The sequence below is a fragment of the Heyndrickxia shackletonii genome (assembly GCF_001420715.1).
Classification (GTDB): domain Bacteria; phylum Bacillota; class Bacilli; order Bacillales; family Bacillaceae_C; genus Margalitia; species Margalitia shackletonii.
In genome coordinates, this window is record NZ_LJJC01000004.1 from 3664441 (window position 1) to 3680279 (window position 15839).

The following is a 15839-nucleotide window of genomic DNA, read 5'->3' on the forward strand; positions in this document are numbered from 1 at the left end:
TATGTTTAGTCACAACAATTTTGACAACTTTCTTCTATTTTGTACTTTTGACTAGGTAAATCTTTTATAACATTCAATAGATAATCGTAATAAGGAAATTCTGGATTCAAAGAATAATAAATCCACTGTGCTCCTCGTCTCTCTTTGATTAGTCTATTGTCTTTTAGCTTTTTCACATGTTGACTAATGGCTGGTTGGCTTATTTCGAATAAATCAACCAATTCACAGACACAAACCTCATGCTCTGACATGATCTTCACCATTGATAAGCGAGTTTTATCCCCTAAAAGTTTTAAAATTCCCGCTGCGGTAGTAATATTTAATTCTTCTTTTGCTGTCATATGAAACCTCCATATGTAAAATCGAATATAACTAACTGCTTATATAATAAATTGCTTATATGTGTTTTTCAAGAAAGCTTCGTTAAGAATTTGTAAAAATAAGAGCAAGCATTTAAAAAACCAATCCAAAATTAGGACTGGTTTTTATCTTTCAACCGCAACAAGAGCTATTTTTTACTTCTAATGTAACTGGTACTGGACGTCCGCAACAAGAACTTGCACTGGTCGTAAAATTCGTTTTACATACTCCAGTTTCAGGTAGTTCTAAATGTACTTCTTTTGCCCCATCATAATCCCCTGTTAAATACGCTACAACAGAACGTACTTGTTCATATCCAGTCGCAAGTAAGAACGTTGGAGCTCTCCCGTAGCTTTTGATTCCTACAATATAAAAGTTCTTTTCAGGATGTCTTAATTCCTGCTCACCATGAGGTCTTACCGTTCCGCAGCTATGAATATTAGGATCAATTAAAGGGGCAAGTGCTTCAACACTTTCGACCGCAGGATCTATGGTTAATCTGAGTTCACTTATAATGGATGTGTCAGGTCTGAAACCTGTGCTGACGATAACTTCATCGATTCCATAAATGGTCATTTCTTCGCCGTTTATATCCCCTTTTATACTGATGTTTCCATTTTCTTCGGTTAAAGCGTTTATATAATATGGAGTAACAATTTTTAATTGTTCTGATTCCACTAATTTCTGAAGTAGGATTCCAAGTTCTCCTCTAGCTTGCAGGGCATCATTTTCTTGACCGCCATAGACTTCATGAAGATTGTTCTTACGAAGGATCCAAGTAATCGATGTATCTGAATATTTCTCTTTCAGTTCAGCAAGCTCAAGAAGCGTATTAATAGCGGAGTGTCCGCTTCCTACGACCAGCACGTTTTTGTTTATATAGCGATTTGCTAATTCATTCGCGTTTGGGATACCATAATAAATTTGATCTTTTAGGTTTCTTTCCGCCTTCGTCCAGATACCATTCGAAAGTGCAGGATTGGGATTTTTCCAAGTACCAGATGAATCGATGACAGCTTTTGCTTCAAATACGTTCGTCTCCCCGTTAACTTCAACATAAAGCTGGAAAGGAACGTTGTCCCGATTAGCTGACTTTAACTTGTCAATTCCTTTTCTAGTGACACCCATAACTTCTGCATTTAATATAATGTGGTCTTTGATTTCTGGAAGATCACTTAACGGCAAAAGATACTCTTCGACCAATTCACGACCTGTCGGTAACACATCTTTATTCGGTGAAGTCCACCCAGTTTGTTCTAGTAACTCCCTTGCAGCTTTATCCACGTTGTATTCCCACGGGGAAAACATTTTTACATGTCCCCATTCCAGCATGCTCGCTCCTACTGTGCTTCCTGCTTCAAACACTACAAACTTCTCACCTTTTTTCACTAAATGGGCAGCTGCGGCTAGCCCCACAGGGCCTCCTCCGATAATTGCAACTGGAAGAGTATTTATATTAAATTCATTCATATCCATTACCCCCTATATAATTAATTTTTCCATGACCATGACATCCACAAATTCTCCATCTTACTTCCCTTGGTTTTCAAACACTCCCACTTCTCGGTATCCTTTTTTCTTATATAGTCCTTGCCCTAATTCGTTAAAAGGAAAAGTTGAAAGAACAATTTTATAAAAATCATTTTCTTTTGCATGTGCTTCAATACGGATAATAGCTTTCCACCAATCCCTTTTCCTCGGAGGGTTCTTTTGATATAAACCGATAAATCTGCAACACCGTCATAGGCTTTTCGGGTATTGTATTTGTTTAAACTCGCCCATCCGGTAATTTCACCTAATCGTTCTGCCACAATCACTGGGTAGCGGTTCTGATGATTTTGGAACCAATTCAACATATACGTTAAATCCTTTGTTTCTGTTTCGAGCGTCGCGACTCGATCCTCAATCCCTTCGTTATAAATAGAAAGGACATCTTCTATATCATGAAGCGTTGCCAATCGAATCCTTAATTCCTCCATCCCTCCCCCTCCTTTAACAACTACCAGATTCCTTTTTTGCTCCCGCAGCACAATGGTGATTTTGTCATGACATTAGCAAGTAATTTTACTGCTCCTTGCACAGTTTCACGCTCAAAATCGGTCATGGAGCTGAAAATATCTTCAAGAAACGCATTCACTTGTTTGTCAATTTCCCTTGCTACTTTCTCCCCTTTTTCCGTCAATATAAGGTTGCTGGCTCTTTTGTCTTCTTTAGATGGAATTTTTTCAACCAGTTCCATTTTGACAAGTGTCTGAATTTGCCTGCTGAATGTTGCGATGTCAATGCCCAGCAGGTCTGCGATCTGTTGCATGGAAGGTTGGTCATTTGTATCTATTTCATAAAGAATATGACTTTGTATGGCTGATACATCTACCCCATCCACGGAGCAACAGATTTTATTTAACACTCCAAAACTCCTTGTGATCGTTTGAAATGATCTCCTCAATATTAATACCTCCTTATTAGTTGTAAAAATCAACTTTTAATTCCTATTTTATGACTTATTTAATTTATTTTTATTCTTTTTACTTGATTTTTGCAAGTATTATTTATCAAATTTTTTTGATTTATTTTCGACAAAACTATTTGTATTTAGCTAAACCCTAGTGTTCTATACAACTGGTCTTCGCAAAAAAAAAGATTGCTGAATAAATCCAGCAATCTCGATTATTTATAAATATTTTCTTTGCACACTCCGTCCATCATAGGTAAACAGCATATCCTTGCCTTCAACTGTCGACTCCAAATGAACCGGTCTTCCCCAGAGCTGATGTAAATACGGCAATACTTTTTCCAGGTACTTCAAATCCAATTCAATTCCCTCATACCAATGCTTTAAGTAAAGTTCTCCGTTTTTCATATAGTCTCCGTCATTAACAGTAATATAAGGAAATCCGCCATTTACTCTCATGCCGACAAGCTGATCCCGCACCTGTTTCCATTCTTTATCGACAATCTTGTAATCACGACCCTGCTTTTGGAATAAATACATATCTTCTCTCATTACTAGATCTTTTGTTAAATAATTCCTTAAAAAAGATATATCGGACTCTATCTCCCGTACTTCAAACATCTTTTCCCGCCCGGAATTTGGTTTTTCACCCCGTTGTATCATTTCCTCCGTCGGATTATTCCAGCGTTCTTCAATATCCTCAAATATTTTTACTCCGAGGTAATATGGATTGATTCCTGTTTTTGAAGGAACCACCACTCCTGCGTTTAATTTTGCAAATTCTATGGATTCATCACTTGTCAAGTCCATCTCGCGGAGAATCCGTTGATGCCAGTAAGATGCCCAGCCTTCGTTCATGATTTTCGTTTCCAGCTGTGGCCAAAAATACAGCATTTCCTCCCTGATCATCGTCATAATATCCCGCTGCCAATCGGTTAATTCACGGCTATACTGTTCTATGAATAGCATAATATCCTTTTCTGGTTGGGGTGGAAATTTCTTTTTTTGCTTTTTCTCCACTGGTTTTTTATTGCGATCATCTATCGACCATAAATCATCATATGGGGTAACAGTTTTATGCTCCTCTTCCTCCCATTCATCCTCATCATCCATACTCCAAGCAAGTTTTGGTCTCATTAAAGAAGGGTCAATATGTTCTTCAATCGATAAAACCGCGTCGATAAACTTTTCTACTTCCCTCTTTCCGTATTTAATTTCATAAGCACGAATTCTTTCAGCCGTAGCAGCCATGCTTTCGACCATATCTCGTTTTGTATTTTGAAAACGAACATTATTTTTAAAGAAATCACAATGCGCGAGAACATGGGCAACAATCAGTTTATTTTGAATTAATGAGTTGGAATCAAGCAAAAAGGCATAGCATGGATCCGAATTAATGACAAGTTCGTAAATTTTGCTGAGGCCGAGATCATAATGCAGCTTCATTTTGAAAAACTGCTTACCAAAACTCCAATGGGAAAAGCGTGTCGGCATACCATAAGCACCAAATGTGTAGATAATATCTGCTGGACAAATTTCATAGCGCATTGGATAGAAATCAAGACCAAATCCACTTGCAATCTCTGTTATTTCCGATATCGCTTTCTCCAAGTCCTTTTTCTCTTCAATATTCAACCGCGTCTCCCCCTTTTCCACATGTTATATTTCATACTCATACAACAATGTATGAGAAAAAGCGGAAAATCATGTAGTACATTTTGTTTTTAATCCTTTTCAAATGTAATGCAATTTACTTTTTTATTAACAGTATCTGTACATTTTTTATGCTACTATTAAGAAGGAGGTTGATTTAAATGTGGTTGTTAATCGCTGTTTTTATCATACTTATCATTGGAACTATCATCGGCTGCCGATATTCCATAAAATTATTTAATGAGAACAGTTCGAAAAAATTTCTTCCATTCGGAATTGCTTTTTTGATTGCCGTTATTTCAGAAGTTGTTTATTTTTTTGGTGCGAAGCGCATGAATCTTTCCATTGATGTCTCGCTTAGTTGGATGGTGATTAACATGGCATTATTTTTCGCATCGGGGATTATTTATTTTTCGGCTTATATAAAAGGCTCTGTTAAACCTTAGTGTTGATGTAAGGTAAAAATCTAAAACTAAACAAAAAATAGCGAACTGATTGGTTTCCGGCCAATCAGTTCGCTATTTTTTATAAATTCTTTCTTAACAAATAAATCGGTACGATGCTTATAAAAAGAAGAATCGAAGCGATAATATAAATATTTCGCACACCAACAAGCTCTACGACAGTACCTGAAAGCAATGATGCTATTCCAAATGAAAAAGCAGCAATAGCACCCTGGGTGGCATATACTTTCGGCAACCGATCCGTATTAGTTTTTGTTTGAACCAAGGTCTGTAATATCACTGCTTTCTGCTGGTCAAACACACCAAATAGCAAGGATAGAACAAGCGCTAAAATAGGTATTTCGTTTAAGCCAAATGCAAGGGTAGCACAGGCAGTACCGAAACCACATATGACTAAAATATTGCTTTGATGCGTGCGGTAAAAGGCATGAAACTTTAACAAAACTACGCTCGCTATAAAAAGCCCTGCGATAAAAGCACTGTTAATAAATCCCCACCATTCCTCACTGGCGTGCAGCCGTTTGTCAACAAATAGGTACATAATGGCTGCTATCCATACAACACCTGCAATCGTTTCTATCCAGCTAATCCATTGAATTTGCCTGAGTGTTTTATTTTTCCATATTTCCTTCCAGCCTTCTGAAAGTTGTGCAGCATAGGTTGAAAACTTACGCTCACTTGTCTTCTGTACATGTTTTTCATGATAAAAAGGGATACTATACATGAAAATAGTACTTACCAAATAAAATATTCCAGTCATCAATAAAGTTCCCGTTGGCTGAATCACTGCAGTTACTATTCCGCCGGCAGCCCAACCAGTAAATTGTATCGATTGTTCCAATGTCGATAAAAACCCATTTGTTTTCATTAATTCTTCTCTTTTTACGATGGATGGAACAAGTGCATTAGAGGCCGGAAGTGCCCATCCATCTAAAAATGCAATCAATGCTGCTAATAAAAAGATGATCCAAATAAAAGAAATACTTTTTAAAACGACTAGGAACAAAACAAACATTAAAACAGTTTTTAATGCTTGTGAAGTAGCCAATAAATGCTTTAACGTATATCGGTCCAAAAGTATTGGAGCGACAACGCTGCTGCTAAATTTGGAAAAGGTTATCATAAAAGGGACTAACGTCATTTGAAATGCTGAACCGGTTGCTTGATAAATAGCGGCAATTAATGCAACTATATATAAAACATCACCTGCATTTGCAAAGGACTGTCCTACCCATAAATATCGAAAGGCTTTTGAACGCAATGCCATTCCTCCTTAAGTCTGTTCTTTTGTCTTTTTTAGAGGAAAAACATCACATTGGATTAATCACCTTTCACTTCTTTTTTCATTATTTTAACATATTCGGTATTTGATGAAGGATATTTTTTCTTCTTCGATTTAGTTTAAATAACCTGTTCCCGAATTTGTTGGACCAAAAGACTTAGATACTTTTTTATGTGATCTATACTCGAAGGATTGTTACACTTTTGTTTTTTCGTGACTCAATTCATTCAGAATAGGACCCTTGTCTATTTTTATGTTCCCAAAATTCCTTTTTATGTGACCTACACACGAATCATTGTTACTCTTAGGTTTTTTCATGACTCAAATACATAATTCTCAACACTTTTTTATATTATGCCTTTTTCTAAACCAATATCCCCAACTTTTACTGCGTCACTAATTCAACTTTTTGCATACACTAAAAACAACTCCTAAAATGGTACTTTCATTTGATGGGTTGGTAACCCCATTTGATGTAAGTTGGATAGCAGGTTCTTTTTTAGAAAGGACTAAATAGGAGGGAATAAAATGAACAGTGTTGATTATGATCGTGCGCTTTATTATACCCACCGGTCGCAATGGGATAATTTGCTCATATTAATGGTGAGAACGAAAGATGATATGCTTTCGAAGCGGATAGAACGATTATTACACGCTTATCATTTTTCTCATGATTATTCCGTAATAGAACGAAATCTATATTCCCTTCTAAGGTACATTGATCATGCCAATGAAGTGGGAAAACAGGCTGAACCTGTTATCGAAGAGTCTTTTTTATATATGAGGTAACAGTTTAAAACGGCTTTCCAAATTGGAGAGCCGTTTTTTTGAAATTATTACATTTAGATGAGAGAACGAATTTGTTTCATAAAATCTTCTGTAAGACTTTGCAATTTTTCATTGCTTTCCTTTAAACTTTCAGTATACACACTAAAATAGAATTTTACTTTCGGTTCAGTTCCTGAAGGACGTAAACAAATCCAAGAACCATCCTCCAAATAGAATTTTAAAACATCCGATTTAGGCAAATTAATATTTTCCTCAATATTTTGCTTAACATTAATTCTTTTACTTATTTTATAATCCTCGATGATGGTTAATTTCATATTATTTATGTGGGCAGGAGGCTCTGTGCGGAAATGCTCTAATAACTGTTTGATTTTCTCCGCTCCTTCTTTCCCTTTTAACGTCAATGATTGAAGGTCCTCTTTGTAATAGCCAAACTGCTCATATATATCAAGCAGTGCATCGTACAAAGTTTTTCCTTGTTTTTGATAATAGGCACAAGCCTCACATGCTAAAATTGCCGCTTGAACAGCATCTTTATCACGCGCGAAATCACCAATTAAATAGCCATAGGATTCTTCATATCCAAATAAAAATTTATACTCACCAGTTGCCTCATATTGTTTAATTTTTTCCCCAATAAATTTAAAGCCAGTTAACACGTCTTCTGTAGGGATATTATAAGACTCTGCGATTTTTCTGCCAATTTCTGATGTTACAATGGTTTTAAATACCTTTCCATTTGCGGGGATAGTTCCTTTTTCAGCTTTTTGAGATAAAAGATAATGCAATAAAATCGCACCGGTTTGATTTCCGGTCAACAGTACATATTCACCATTTTTATCCTTCACAGCAACACCTAAACGATCTGCGTCCGGATCAGTGGCGATTAAAATATCCGCATCTTGTTTTATTCCATATTCAATCGCAAGCTCAAACGCTGCTTTTTCTTCAGGATTCGGTGAGGCAACCGTTGAAAATTCAGGATCTGGCTTCTCTTGTTCAGCGACGACAAATACATTTTGATAACCAAATGCTTGAAGGGCATTTTTCACCGGTTTTTCTGCCGTACCGTGTAATGGAGTAAACACAATTCGAATGTTTGATTCCTTTGCCAACTCCGGATTTTCACTAATAGTGAATAATTGCCTTAAATAAGCTTGATCCAATTTATCTCCAATCATGGTAATTAAACTTCTGGATATTAAATCCGCTTCCGTTTCAACCTTTATTTCCAGCTCATTTTCGACCTCATTTACTTTGGCAATGACCTCATCCGCTGCTGCTGGCGGCAATTGAGCACCATCCTCTCCATACACCTTATAGCCATTATATTCAGGCGGATTATGGCTTGCCGTAATCACTATTCCTGAAAATGCATGTAGATATCGGACAGCAAAAGACAGTTCAGGAGTCGGACGAAGCTCTTCAAAAACATATGTATTAATTCCGTGTGTAGCAAGGGTTTTTGCTGCTTCCATGGCGAACTCCGGAGATTTATGACGGGAATCATAGGCAATGACAACTCCACGTCCCTTTGCTGCCTCTCCAAAGCCTTCTATGAATCGTGCAAGTCCTTCAGATGCCTTGCGAATCGTATAAATATTCATCCGATTGGTGCCCGGCCCTAATTCACCACGCATTCCTCCGGTGCCAAATTCTAAATTTTTATAAAAGGCGTCTTCTAATTGAACTTCATTCTTTTCCAATTCTTGCAACTGAATACTCAAATCAGAATCCAAGTTTTCAAATTGCTTCCACTTTAAGTACGATTTTTCCCACATATTTATATCCCCCTCTAGGGTTTTTACTAGACACTTTCTATACTAATGAAAATATTTTTTTAATTCAATGAAAGAAAATGTCGAGATTGATCGTAAAGTTTTTTAAAATAAAAAAACCCGCTCCTAGTGTGGCGGATTTTAAATCAAGAGTTCATTTGCTGCTTTTTTATATATACTCATGGAAAGCTTTGATTTAACAGTAGAATTAAATTGACAATAATAAAACGGAAAAAATACATCATAATCTTCTAAAATAGAAACATTGTGATTAAAAATTTCTTCATAATCAGTGTCTTTCGGATGTTTTAATTTATATTCCAAGATTGAGATGATGGTTTGAAGGCATGTTATAACTTGATATGCTTCTTTTAACGTACTAAAATATTCAAAGTGACGCTTAGATGTATGCAACACTTTAATTTTTTTAAAATTAGCAATTTCATCATCATCATAATAATTAGGAAAAATAAATGTAAACATATAGTCAGCTAGTTCTTGTATTTTATCTTCCTGTTCTTTTGTTGATGCAAAAACAACTTTCAATTGTAACCCACCCTTTTAAATACTTCTCTTTCGTGTATTTATGTTAAGAATACCATAGAAAAAATCAGTAATACCGTGGTAATTATGACCATGTGAAAGGACTTTCAAAATGAAAATGGATAAAAGCGATAGTTGGTTTGATTTAAAAATACCAGAAAAATGGGATAAGATTACGGTTGATCAACTTTTTCGGCAGGTTTGGGCAGCCCCTAAAAAAATGATTCATCATTTCCGAATGGAAAAAAGTGTTAGGGTAAATGGAGAAAATGCTAGATGGGAACGGCCTCTTCAAACAGGTGATTTTTTACAAATTGCCTTGTTTCAGGAAGAAGATTACGGAGTTCTTCCAGATGCGATTGAAATAGACCTATTGTATGAGGATGAGCATCTTCTTGTTGTCAATAAACCCGCTGGAATGGAGACGCATCCAAATGAACCCGGTCAGTCACATACATTAGCAAATGCAGTAGCTTATCATTTAAAACAAAAAGGCGAACAGCGCCGTGTCCGCCATATTCACCGGCTTGATAAGGATACAACAGGAGCAGTTTTATTTGCAAAACATGCATTTTCCCATGCAATACTTGATCGGATGTTAAATGAAAGAGACATTAAGCGTACTTACCTAGCGCTTGTACAAGGCATACTCAAAAATCGTTCCGGAGTCATTGATCAACCTATTGGTCGTGATCGCCACCATCCAACAAGAAGACGAGTCTCCAAAACCGGCCAAAACGCGGTTACTCATTATAAATTAGTAAAAACCTTTCCAGCTAAAAATCTATCGATGATTGAGTGTACTCTCGATACCGGAAGAACCCACCAAATAAGGGTTCATCTAAGTTCGATAGGGCATCCACTCGCAGGCGATGTTTTATATGGGGGGAAGCCAATTTTTAAAAGGCAGGCACTCCATGCTCGGAAATTAACTTTCACCCATCCATTTACCGGGAAAAAACTGGAATGTATTGCACCGTTTCTAGATGAGCCACCGATATTCTTGTAAAAGTGATTAGATTGATGACGATAATATTTAACGTATTTTTCTTTAAATTACCTAATAATGAGCGTTTCGGGCAGGTTATTTATTAGCAAAAGCTGGTCTTTGATTCTTCCTTCAGGTGGTCTTTTGGTGAATTATAAAGACCATTTGGAACCGGATTCTTCCACCAATTGGTCTTTTGATCCCTTATAAAGACCATTCGGGAACGGATTCTTCCACCAATTGGTCTTTTGGTGCCTTATAAAGACCTTTCGGGAACGGATTCTTTCTCCAGTTGGTCTTTTGATTCCTTATAAAGACCATTCGGAACCGGATTCTTCCTCCAATTGGTCTTTTGATCCCTTATAAAGACCACTCAGAACCGGATTCTTCTACCAGTTGGTCTTTTGATGCTTTATAAAGGACACTCCCACTTTCAGCATTTTTTACCTATGTATAAAATAATAAATTTACATAAGATCCCGGGTTAATAATTTCATAAAAAAATCGGCCAATTCGCCGATTTTTTCAGATCCACACATCCATTCTAATTTTACCGCTTCAATCCCATCGAAACATATTTCATTTCCAAATATTCCATGATTCCCTCGCGACCGCCTTCTTTACCCTGACCGGACTGTTTAATTCCCCCAAATGGGGCTTCTGCTACTGCAGGGAATACGTCGTTTATCCCTACAATTCCATATTCAAGTTTTTCCATTACTCTAATGGCACGGTTTAGATTTTCTGTAAATAAATATGCGGCAAGACCATATCTGTCATGATTCGCTAGTTCAATTACCTCTTCCTCTGTTTCAAAGGTTTGAATAGGTAATAACGGTCCGAACGTTTCTTCATTCATCACTTTCATTTGATTAGAGACATTCGTTAAAACGGTAGGTTCGAAAAAGTACCCATTTAGCTTTTCCTTGTACACCTTTCCACCTAATGCTGTACTAGCCCCTTTTGAAATTGCGTCTTCATATTGGTGTTTAACCTTTAGTAAAGCATTTTCATCAATTAATGGACCAATATTTACTTGTTCATCCAAACCTTCTCCGATTTTCATTGATTCAAGTTGTTCCATTAATTTTGCAGTAAATTCCTCTTGAATGGAATGCTGCACATAGATGCGATTGGCACATATACATGTCTGTCCGCAATTTCGAAATTTACTCATGATGGTCATCTTGACCGCCTGTTCAAGATCTGAATCATCAAACACAAGGATAGGTGCATGACCGCCCAATTCTAATGACAGTTTTTTCACAGTATCTGCGCTACCCCTCATGAGCAATTTTCCTACTTCTGTGGATCCAGTAAATGTAATTAGACGGACATCAGGATTGCTCATGAATTCCTGACCAATCGAGGTTGGATCTCCTGTTACTAGATTCAAGACACCTTTTGGCAATCTGACCTCTTCGAAGATCTTCACAATCTCGATGGCTGACAGAGGCGTTTGTTCCGCAGGTTTCAAGACAACTGTACATCCTGCCGCAAGTGCTGGCCCAAGCTTTCTGGTAATCATCGAGGATGGAAAATTCCATGGTGTGATGGCAGCAACAACTCCTATTGGCTGTGGAACGACAAAAAGCCTCTTTCCTTTATTCGATGAAGGAATAATTTCCCCATACACACGATTTCCTTCTTCCGCGTACCATTGCAGGTAGCTTGCAGCAGATGCAATTTCTCCTCTTGCCTCAGCAAGCGGCTTTCCCTGTTCCGTCGTTAAAATTCTTGCAAGCTCTTCTTGCTTTTCCATCATTAATGTATAAGCAGAATACAAATATTTGGAGCGCTCTCTGGCAGAAAGATTTGCCCAATCCGTAAATGCTTTTTTTGCTGCTTCTACTGCTTTCTTGGCATCTGCTCCATCTCCATAGGAAAAAGCTTTAATTTTGTTCAAGCTTGCAGGATTTACAACATGCTCCTGATTTCCGCTTTCTGCATTACACCAAAGACCATTAATATACATGCTTTTTTCATATTGGCCATCTAATTGCATTTCTACCTACCACCTTTATTTATAAATCCCCAAAATGGATGCTGATCAAAATCATTACTCCTCAAATGGCCATGAAGGAAGTGTTTTATTGAGGGGTTTATCCACTCTATAACCAAGTGCATATTCCGCTTGCATGATAGTATGAATTTCACGCGTTCCTTCATAAATGACCGGTGCTTTAGAGTTCCTTAAGAATCGCGCTACAGGGTATTCATCCGAATATCCGTATGCACCATGAATTTGCACCGCATCGTCTGCTGCCTTATTGGCAAAATCACAGGATTGCCATTTTGCCAGAGAGGTTTCCCTTGTATTTCGTTTTCCTTGATTCTTCAATTCACCGGCTCTGTATACGAGAAGCCTGCTAATTTGTAAACCTGCCTCCATATTGGCAATCATCTGCTGAACAAGTTGATGTCTCCCTATCTCACGACCAAATGTCATTCTTTCATGGCAGTATTTAAGAGATGCCTCCAAAGATGCCATGATGAGCCCGCAGGCTCCTGCAGCAACGGTAAATCTGCCATTGTCAAGGGCTGCCATTGCAATTTTAAAGCCTTCTCCCTCTTGACCTAATAGATTTTCCTTAGGTACCCTAATATGGTCAAAAAAGATTTCACCCGTATTTCCCGCTCGTATTCCATGCTTTCCTTTAATAGCTTTTGATGAAAATCCGTCCATCGTTCTTTCCACAATAAAAGCGGATATTCCATGATGTTTTTTGCTTTTATCCGTATAAGCGAAAACAATAAAATGATCTGCCACATCACATAAGGATATCCATGTTTTTTGCCCATTTAAAATATAAAATTCACCATCTTTTACAGCTGTCGTATTAATAGCTGCTACATCTGACCCGGCACCCGGCTCTGTTAAACCGAACGCACCAACCTTTTCTCCCCTTGCCTGCGGAACTAAGTATTTCAGCTTTTGCTCCTCTGTTCCCCATTGAAGCAGTGTCATACTGTTCAAACCAGTATGTACAGAAACTGCAGTCCGATAAGCAGTGTCTCCTCTTTCCAGTTCTTCACAAACAATGGCTAACGAATTATAATCCATTCCGGCTCCACCGTACTTTTCTGGGATACAAACTCCCATTAAACCAAGATCCGCTAACCTTTCCATAATTCTAGGTTCAAAATGTCCTTTAGAATCCCATTCCCCGATAAAAGGTTGGATTTCTTTATCAACAAAACTTCTTACTGTTTTTCTTAGCAATTCCTGTTCCTCTGTATAATCAAAATTCATTTCTATCACTCTCCTAAACAATTTTGTCCTCTATCAAATGCGTGATTTCTTGTTCTGAATAACCAAGAGATAGTAAGATTTCCCTCGTATGTTCACCAGGTAATGGCGGATGCCCCGTGACCTGAACCGGTGTTTTAGACAATTTTAAAGGGCTTCCTACTAATTTCACTTCACCCGCAGTCGGATGATTCAACTTTATTAACATGTCTCTAGCTATAGCTTGAGGGTCTTGAAAAACCATTTTCAAATTATTGATAGGACCACATGGTATGCTGTTTTCATTGCATTTTTGCAACCAATAATCAGTCGGTTGTTCAACCAATCTATTTTGTAAAATAGGAATTAATGCTTCCTGATTTTCTACTCTACTAGCATTTGTCATAAATTTAGAATCATTGCACAGATGATCTAAGCCGAGAATATGGCAAAGCTTATCGAATTGCCTGTCATTACCGACAGCTATTACCATTTTTCCGTCTTTTGTATCAAAGGTTTGATAGGGTACGATATTGGCATGCAAATTTCCTAGCAATCTAGGAAGTTTTTCCGTCATCAAATAATTACTGGCAATATTCACAAGTGCACTAATCCCAGAATCAAATAGGGAAATATCCAACTTTTGGCCTGATCCTGATTTCTGCCTTTCGAGCAGTGCGGCTTGAATACCACTTAATGCATAAAGGCCCGTTAAAATATCTGTGATGGCAATTCCTACTTTTTGCGGTCCGGAATCACTGGACCCAGTAATACTCATCAATCCACACATTGCTTGAATGATATAATCATATCCCGCTAAATTTTTATAAGGACCTGTTTCCCCAAATCCAGTAATAGAACAAAATACTAGTTTAGGGTTTAGCTGCGACAGTGTCTCATACCCTAATCCCAGCCGTTCCATTGTCCCTGTTTTAAAATTGTGAATCACTACATCACTTTGCAAAACTAGCCTTTTAATCATTTCCAGCCCTTTTTCAGTTTTTAAGTTGACAGTAAGGCTTTTTTTATTCCGATTGGCACATAAATAATAAGCACTTACTCCATTTTGAAAGGGAGGTCCCCAATCTCTTGTGTCATCACTGCCCCCTGGAGCCTCTATTTTTATTACTTCTGCTCCTAAATCTCCCAATATCATCGTACAAAGCGGCCCTGCCAGTACCCTTGTTAAATCCAAAACTTTTATTCCAGCTAATGCTCCGGCCAAATAGCATCACTCCTTTAAGAAATTCTAGTAAGGCTTAGCTTGACCTATTTTAAAATCCTGAAAAAACAGTTTCCTGCAATATTATGTTTACGAGAACATTTATAAATTTATGCCTAAGCTTTTAAGATCAAAAAGAGCTAATAAAAAAAACCCGCATCTAAAATAGATGCGAGTTTTTCATACGAAAAGCTTATATTATTGTAGTCCTGCCTTTACCCATTCAGCCACTTGAACAGTGCGCTTTGCCTGGTGTTTAACAGCGCCTTGAACGTCTTCTACCATTTTGCCGTCTTGACCTTGTGTTACAGTTGTACCATAAGGGTTTCCACCGGCTGCATAAATAGATTGATCAGTGTATCCAGGAGGAACAATGATCGTACCCCAATGCATCATAGAAGTGTAAATGGCATGAATCGTTTGCTCTTGTCCACCATTAGAATTTCCAGCTGAAGCCATAGCGCTAACTACTTTGTTTACTGTTTTTCCTTGTGCCCAAAATCCGCCTAATGTATCTAAAAATTGTTTCATTTGGGAAGGAATATTACCGAAACGAGTTGGAGCGCTGAAAATAATAGCATCTGCCCATTCAATATCTGCTGCTGTTGCAACTGGTACATTTTGTGTTTCATCATAATGTTTTTTCCAAGCAGGATTGGATTCAATTGCAGCAGCTGGTGCAAGTTCTTCTACTTTTAATACTTTTACTTCAGCGCCAGCTTCTTTTGCTGCTTCCTCTGCCCATTTGGCAAGTTGATAGTTCGTTCCTGTAGAACTATAGTAAATAATGGCTAGTTTTACGTTTGTCATTTGAAATCTCCTTTATAAAAAAATTATTAGCAGACATACAACATTATTAATATTTTATTAATGGATATTAATTATGCCTGCTGATGTAAATTTAATTTAAGAAAAAGTTTCGCTTATTAAATTCACATGATAATCCAATTATCTTGAATTCGAGATAATTTTAACCTTCAAAAAATATAACGTCAACTCTTATGCTTCTCTTAAATTAATAAGTGTATTTTTCCCCTACCTGAGTAAAACTAATAAATATTAAAAGTTAATCCTCGCAC

General features: G+C 37.3%; 14 protein-coding genes and 1 pseudogene. 3 read left to right on the forward strand and 12 right to left on the reverse strand.

What is annotated here, in order from left to right:
• Positions 1 to 5: 5 nt before the first annotated feature.
• The 5 genes and pseudogenes from AN964_RS17615 to AN964_RS17635 form a co-directional block, all read right to left on the reverse strand.
• Positions 6 to 341 carry an ArsR/SmtB family transcription factor gene (locus AN964_RS17615; protein WP_055740941.1) on the reverse strand — a complete coding sequence of 112 codons (336 nt, stop codon included), beginning with the start codon at positions 339 to 341 and terminating at the stop codon, positions 6 to 8.
• Positions 342 to 492: 151 nt separating this feature from the next.
• Positions 493 to 1830, reverse strand: coding sequence for an NAD(P)-binding domain-containing protein (locus tag AN964_RS17620; RefSeq protein WP_437177103.1), 1338 nt, complete (start codon positions 1828 to 1830; stop codon positions 493 to 495).
• 60 nt (positions 1831 to 1890) lie between these two features.
• Positions 1891 to 2339: pseudogene (locus tag AN964_RS17625) on the reverse strand (arsinothricin resistance N-acetyltransferase ArsN1 family A).
• Between the two features lie 20 nt (positions 2340 to 2359).
• The gene (locus AN964_RS17630) at positions 2360 to 2806 is read right to left on the reverse strand and encodes a MarR family winged helix-turn-helix transcriptional regulator (protein ID WP_055740943.1); all 447 of its coding nucleotides are present in this window, start codon (positions 2804 to 2806) and stop codon (positions 2360 to 2362) included.
• Between the two features lie 225 nt (positions 2807 to 3031).
• Complete coding sequence (locus tag AN964_RS17635; protein WP_055740944.1) at positions 3032 to 4447, reverse strand: SpoVR family protein; 1416 nt, start codon at positions 4445 to 4447, stop codon at positions 3032 to 3034.
• A 179-nt stretch (positions 4448 to 4626) separates the two neighbouring features.
• Here AN964_RS17635 and AN964_RS17640 point away from each other — a divergent pair, with 179 nt between their 5' ends.
• Positions 4627 to 4911 (forward strand): hypothetical protein, encoded by a 285-nt coding sequence (locus AN964_RS17640; protein ID WP_055740945.1) that lies wholly within the window; start codon positions 4627 to 4629, stop codon positions 4909 to 4911.
• Positions 4912 to 4990: 79 nt separating this feature from the next.
• On the opposite strand, the gene AN964_RS17645 is transcribed toward AN964_RS17640, so the two are convergent.
• The gene (locus tag AN964_RS17645) at positions 4991 to 6190 is read right to left on the reverse strand and encodes an MFS transporter (RefSeq protein ID WP_161809277.1); all 1200 of its coding nucleotides are present in this window, start codon (positions 6188 to 6190) and stop codon (positions 4991 to 4993) included.
• Positions 6191 to 6739: 549 nt separating this feature from the next.
• Here AN964_RS17645 and AN964_RS17650 point away from each other — a divergent pair.
• Positions 6740 to 7000, forward strand: coding sequence for a YhdB family protein (locus AN964_RS17650; RefSeq protein WP_055740947.1), 261 nt, complete (start codon positions 6740 to 6742; stop codon positions 6998 to 7000).
• Positions 7001 to 7053: 53 nt separating this feature from the next.
• Here AN964_RS17650 and AN964_RS17655 read toward each other — a convergent pair whose 3' ends face one another.
• Positions 7054 to 8781, reverse strand: coding sequence for a phospho-sugar mutase (locus AN964_RS17655; protein WP_055740948.1), 1728 nt, complete (start codon positions 8779 to 8781; stop codon positions 7054 to 7056).
• Between the two features lie 138 nt (positions 8782 to 8919).
• Positions 8920 to 9324 (reverse strand): DUF5365 family protein, encoded by a 405-nt coding sequence (locus tag AN964_RS17660; protein WP_055740949.1) that lies wholly within the window; start codon positions 9322 to 9324, stop codon positions 8920 to 8922.
• A gap of 109 nt (positions 9325 to 9433) precedes the next feature.
• Between AN964_RS17660 and AN964_RS17665 the strand changes: the two genes are divergently transcribed.
• Complete coding sequence (locus tag AN964_RS17665; RefSeq protein WP_055740950.1) at positions 9434 to 10330, forward strand: RluA family pseudouridine synthase; 897 nt, start codon at positions 9434 to 9436, stop codon at positions 10328 to 10330.
• Between the two features lie 529 nt (positions 10331 to 10859).
• Here AN964_RS17665 and AN964_RS17670 read toward each other — a convergent pair.
• From AN964_RS17670 to wrbA, 4 genes are all read right to left on the reverse strand, one after another.
• Positions 10860 to 12314: an NAD-dependent succinate-semialdehyde dehydrogenase gene (locus AN964_RS17670; RefSeq protein WP_055740951.1), complete on the reverse strand. Its 1455-nt coding sequence runs from the start codon at positions 12312 to 12314 to the stop codon at positions 10860 to 10862.
• Positions 12315 to 12368: 54 nt separating this feature from the next.
• A complete protein-coding gene (locus AN964_RS17675; RefSeq protein WP_055740952.1) occupies positions 12369 to 13562 on the reverse strand; it encodes an acyl-CoA dehydrogenase family protein in 1194 nt (397 codons plus the stop codon).
• A gap of 13 nt (positions 13563 to 13575) precedes the next feature.
• Positions 13576 to 14763, reverse strand: a complete 1188-nt coding sequence (locus AN964_RS17680) for a CaiB/BaiF CoA transferase family protein (RefSeq protein WP_055740953.1) — start codon at positions 14761 to 14763, stop codon at positions 13576 to 13578.
• Positions 14764 to 14958: 195 nt separating this feature from the next.
• Entirely contained in the window at positions 14959 to 15570 is a 612-nt protein-coding gene (wrbA, locus tag AN964_RS17685; protein WP_055740954.1) for an NAD(P)H:quinone oxidoreductase, read from the reverse strand.
• Positions 15571 to 15839 lie beyond the last annotated feature (269 nt).

Bases quoted from the DNA above. Each gene is read 5' to 3' on its own strand.
- AN964_RS17670 (WP_055740951.1), bottom strand. From the start codon at position 12,314: ATGCAATTAGATGGCCAATATGAAAAAAGCATGTATATTAATGGTCTT.
- AN964_RS17640 (WP_055740945.1), top strand. From the start codon at position 4,627: ATGTGGTTGTTAATCGCTGTTTTTATCATACTTATCATTGGAACTATC.
- AN964_RS17655 (WP_055740948.1), bottom strand. From the start codon at position 8,781: ATGTGGGAAAAATCGTACTTAAAGTGGAAGCAATTTGAAAACTTGGAT.
- AN964_RS17675 (WP_055740952.1), bottom strand. From the start codon at position 13,562: ATGAATTTTGATTATACAGAGGAACAGGAATTGCTAAGAAAAACAGTA.
- AN964_RS17665 (WP_055740950.1), top strand. From the start codon at position 9,434: ATGAAAATGGATAAAAGCGATAGTTGGTTTGATTTAAAAATACCAGAA.
- wrbA (WP_055740954.1), bottom strand. From the start codon at position 15,570: ATGACAAACGTAAAACTAGCCATTATTTACTATAGTTCTACAGGAACG.
- AN964_RS17615 (WP_055740941.1), bottom strand. From the start codon at position 341: ATGACAGCAAAAGAAGAATTAAATATTACTACCGCAGCGGGAATTTTA.
- AN964_RS17620 (WP_437177103.1), bottom strand. From the start codon at position 1,830: ATGAATGAATTTAATATAAATACTCTTCCAGTTGCAATTATCGGAGGA.
- AN964_RS17650 (WP_055740947.1), top strand. From the start codon at position 6,740: ATGAACAGTGTTGATTATGATCGTGCGCTTTATTATACCCACCGGTCG.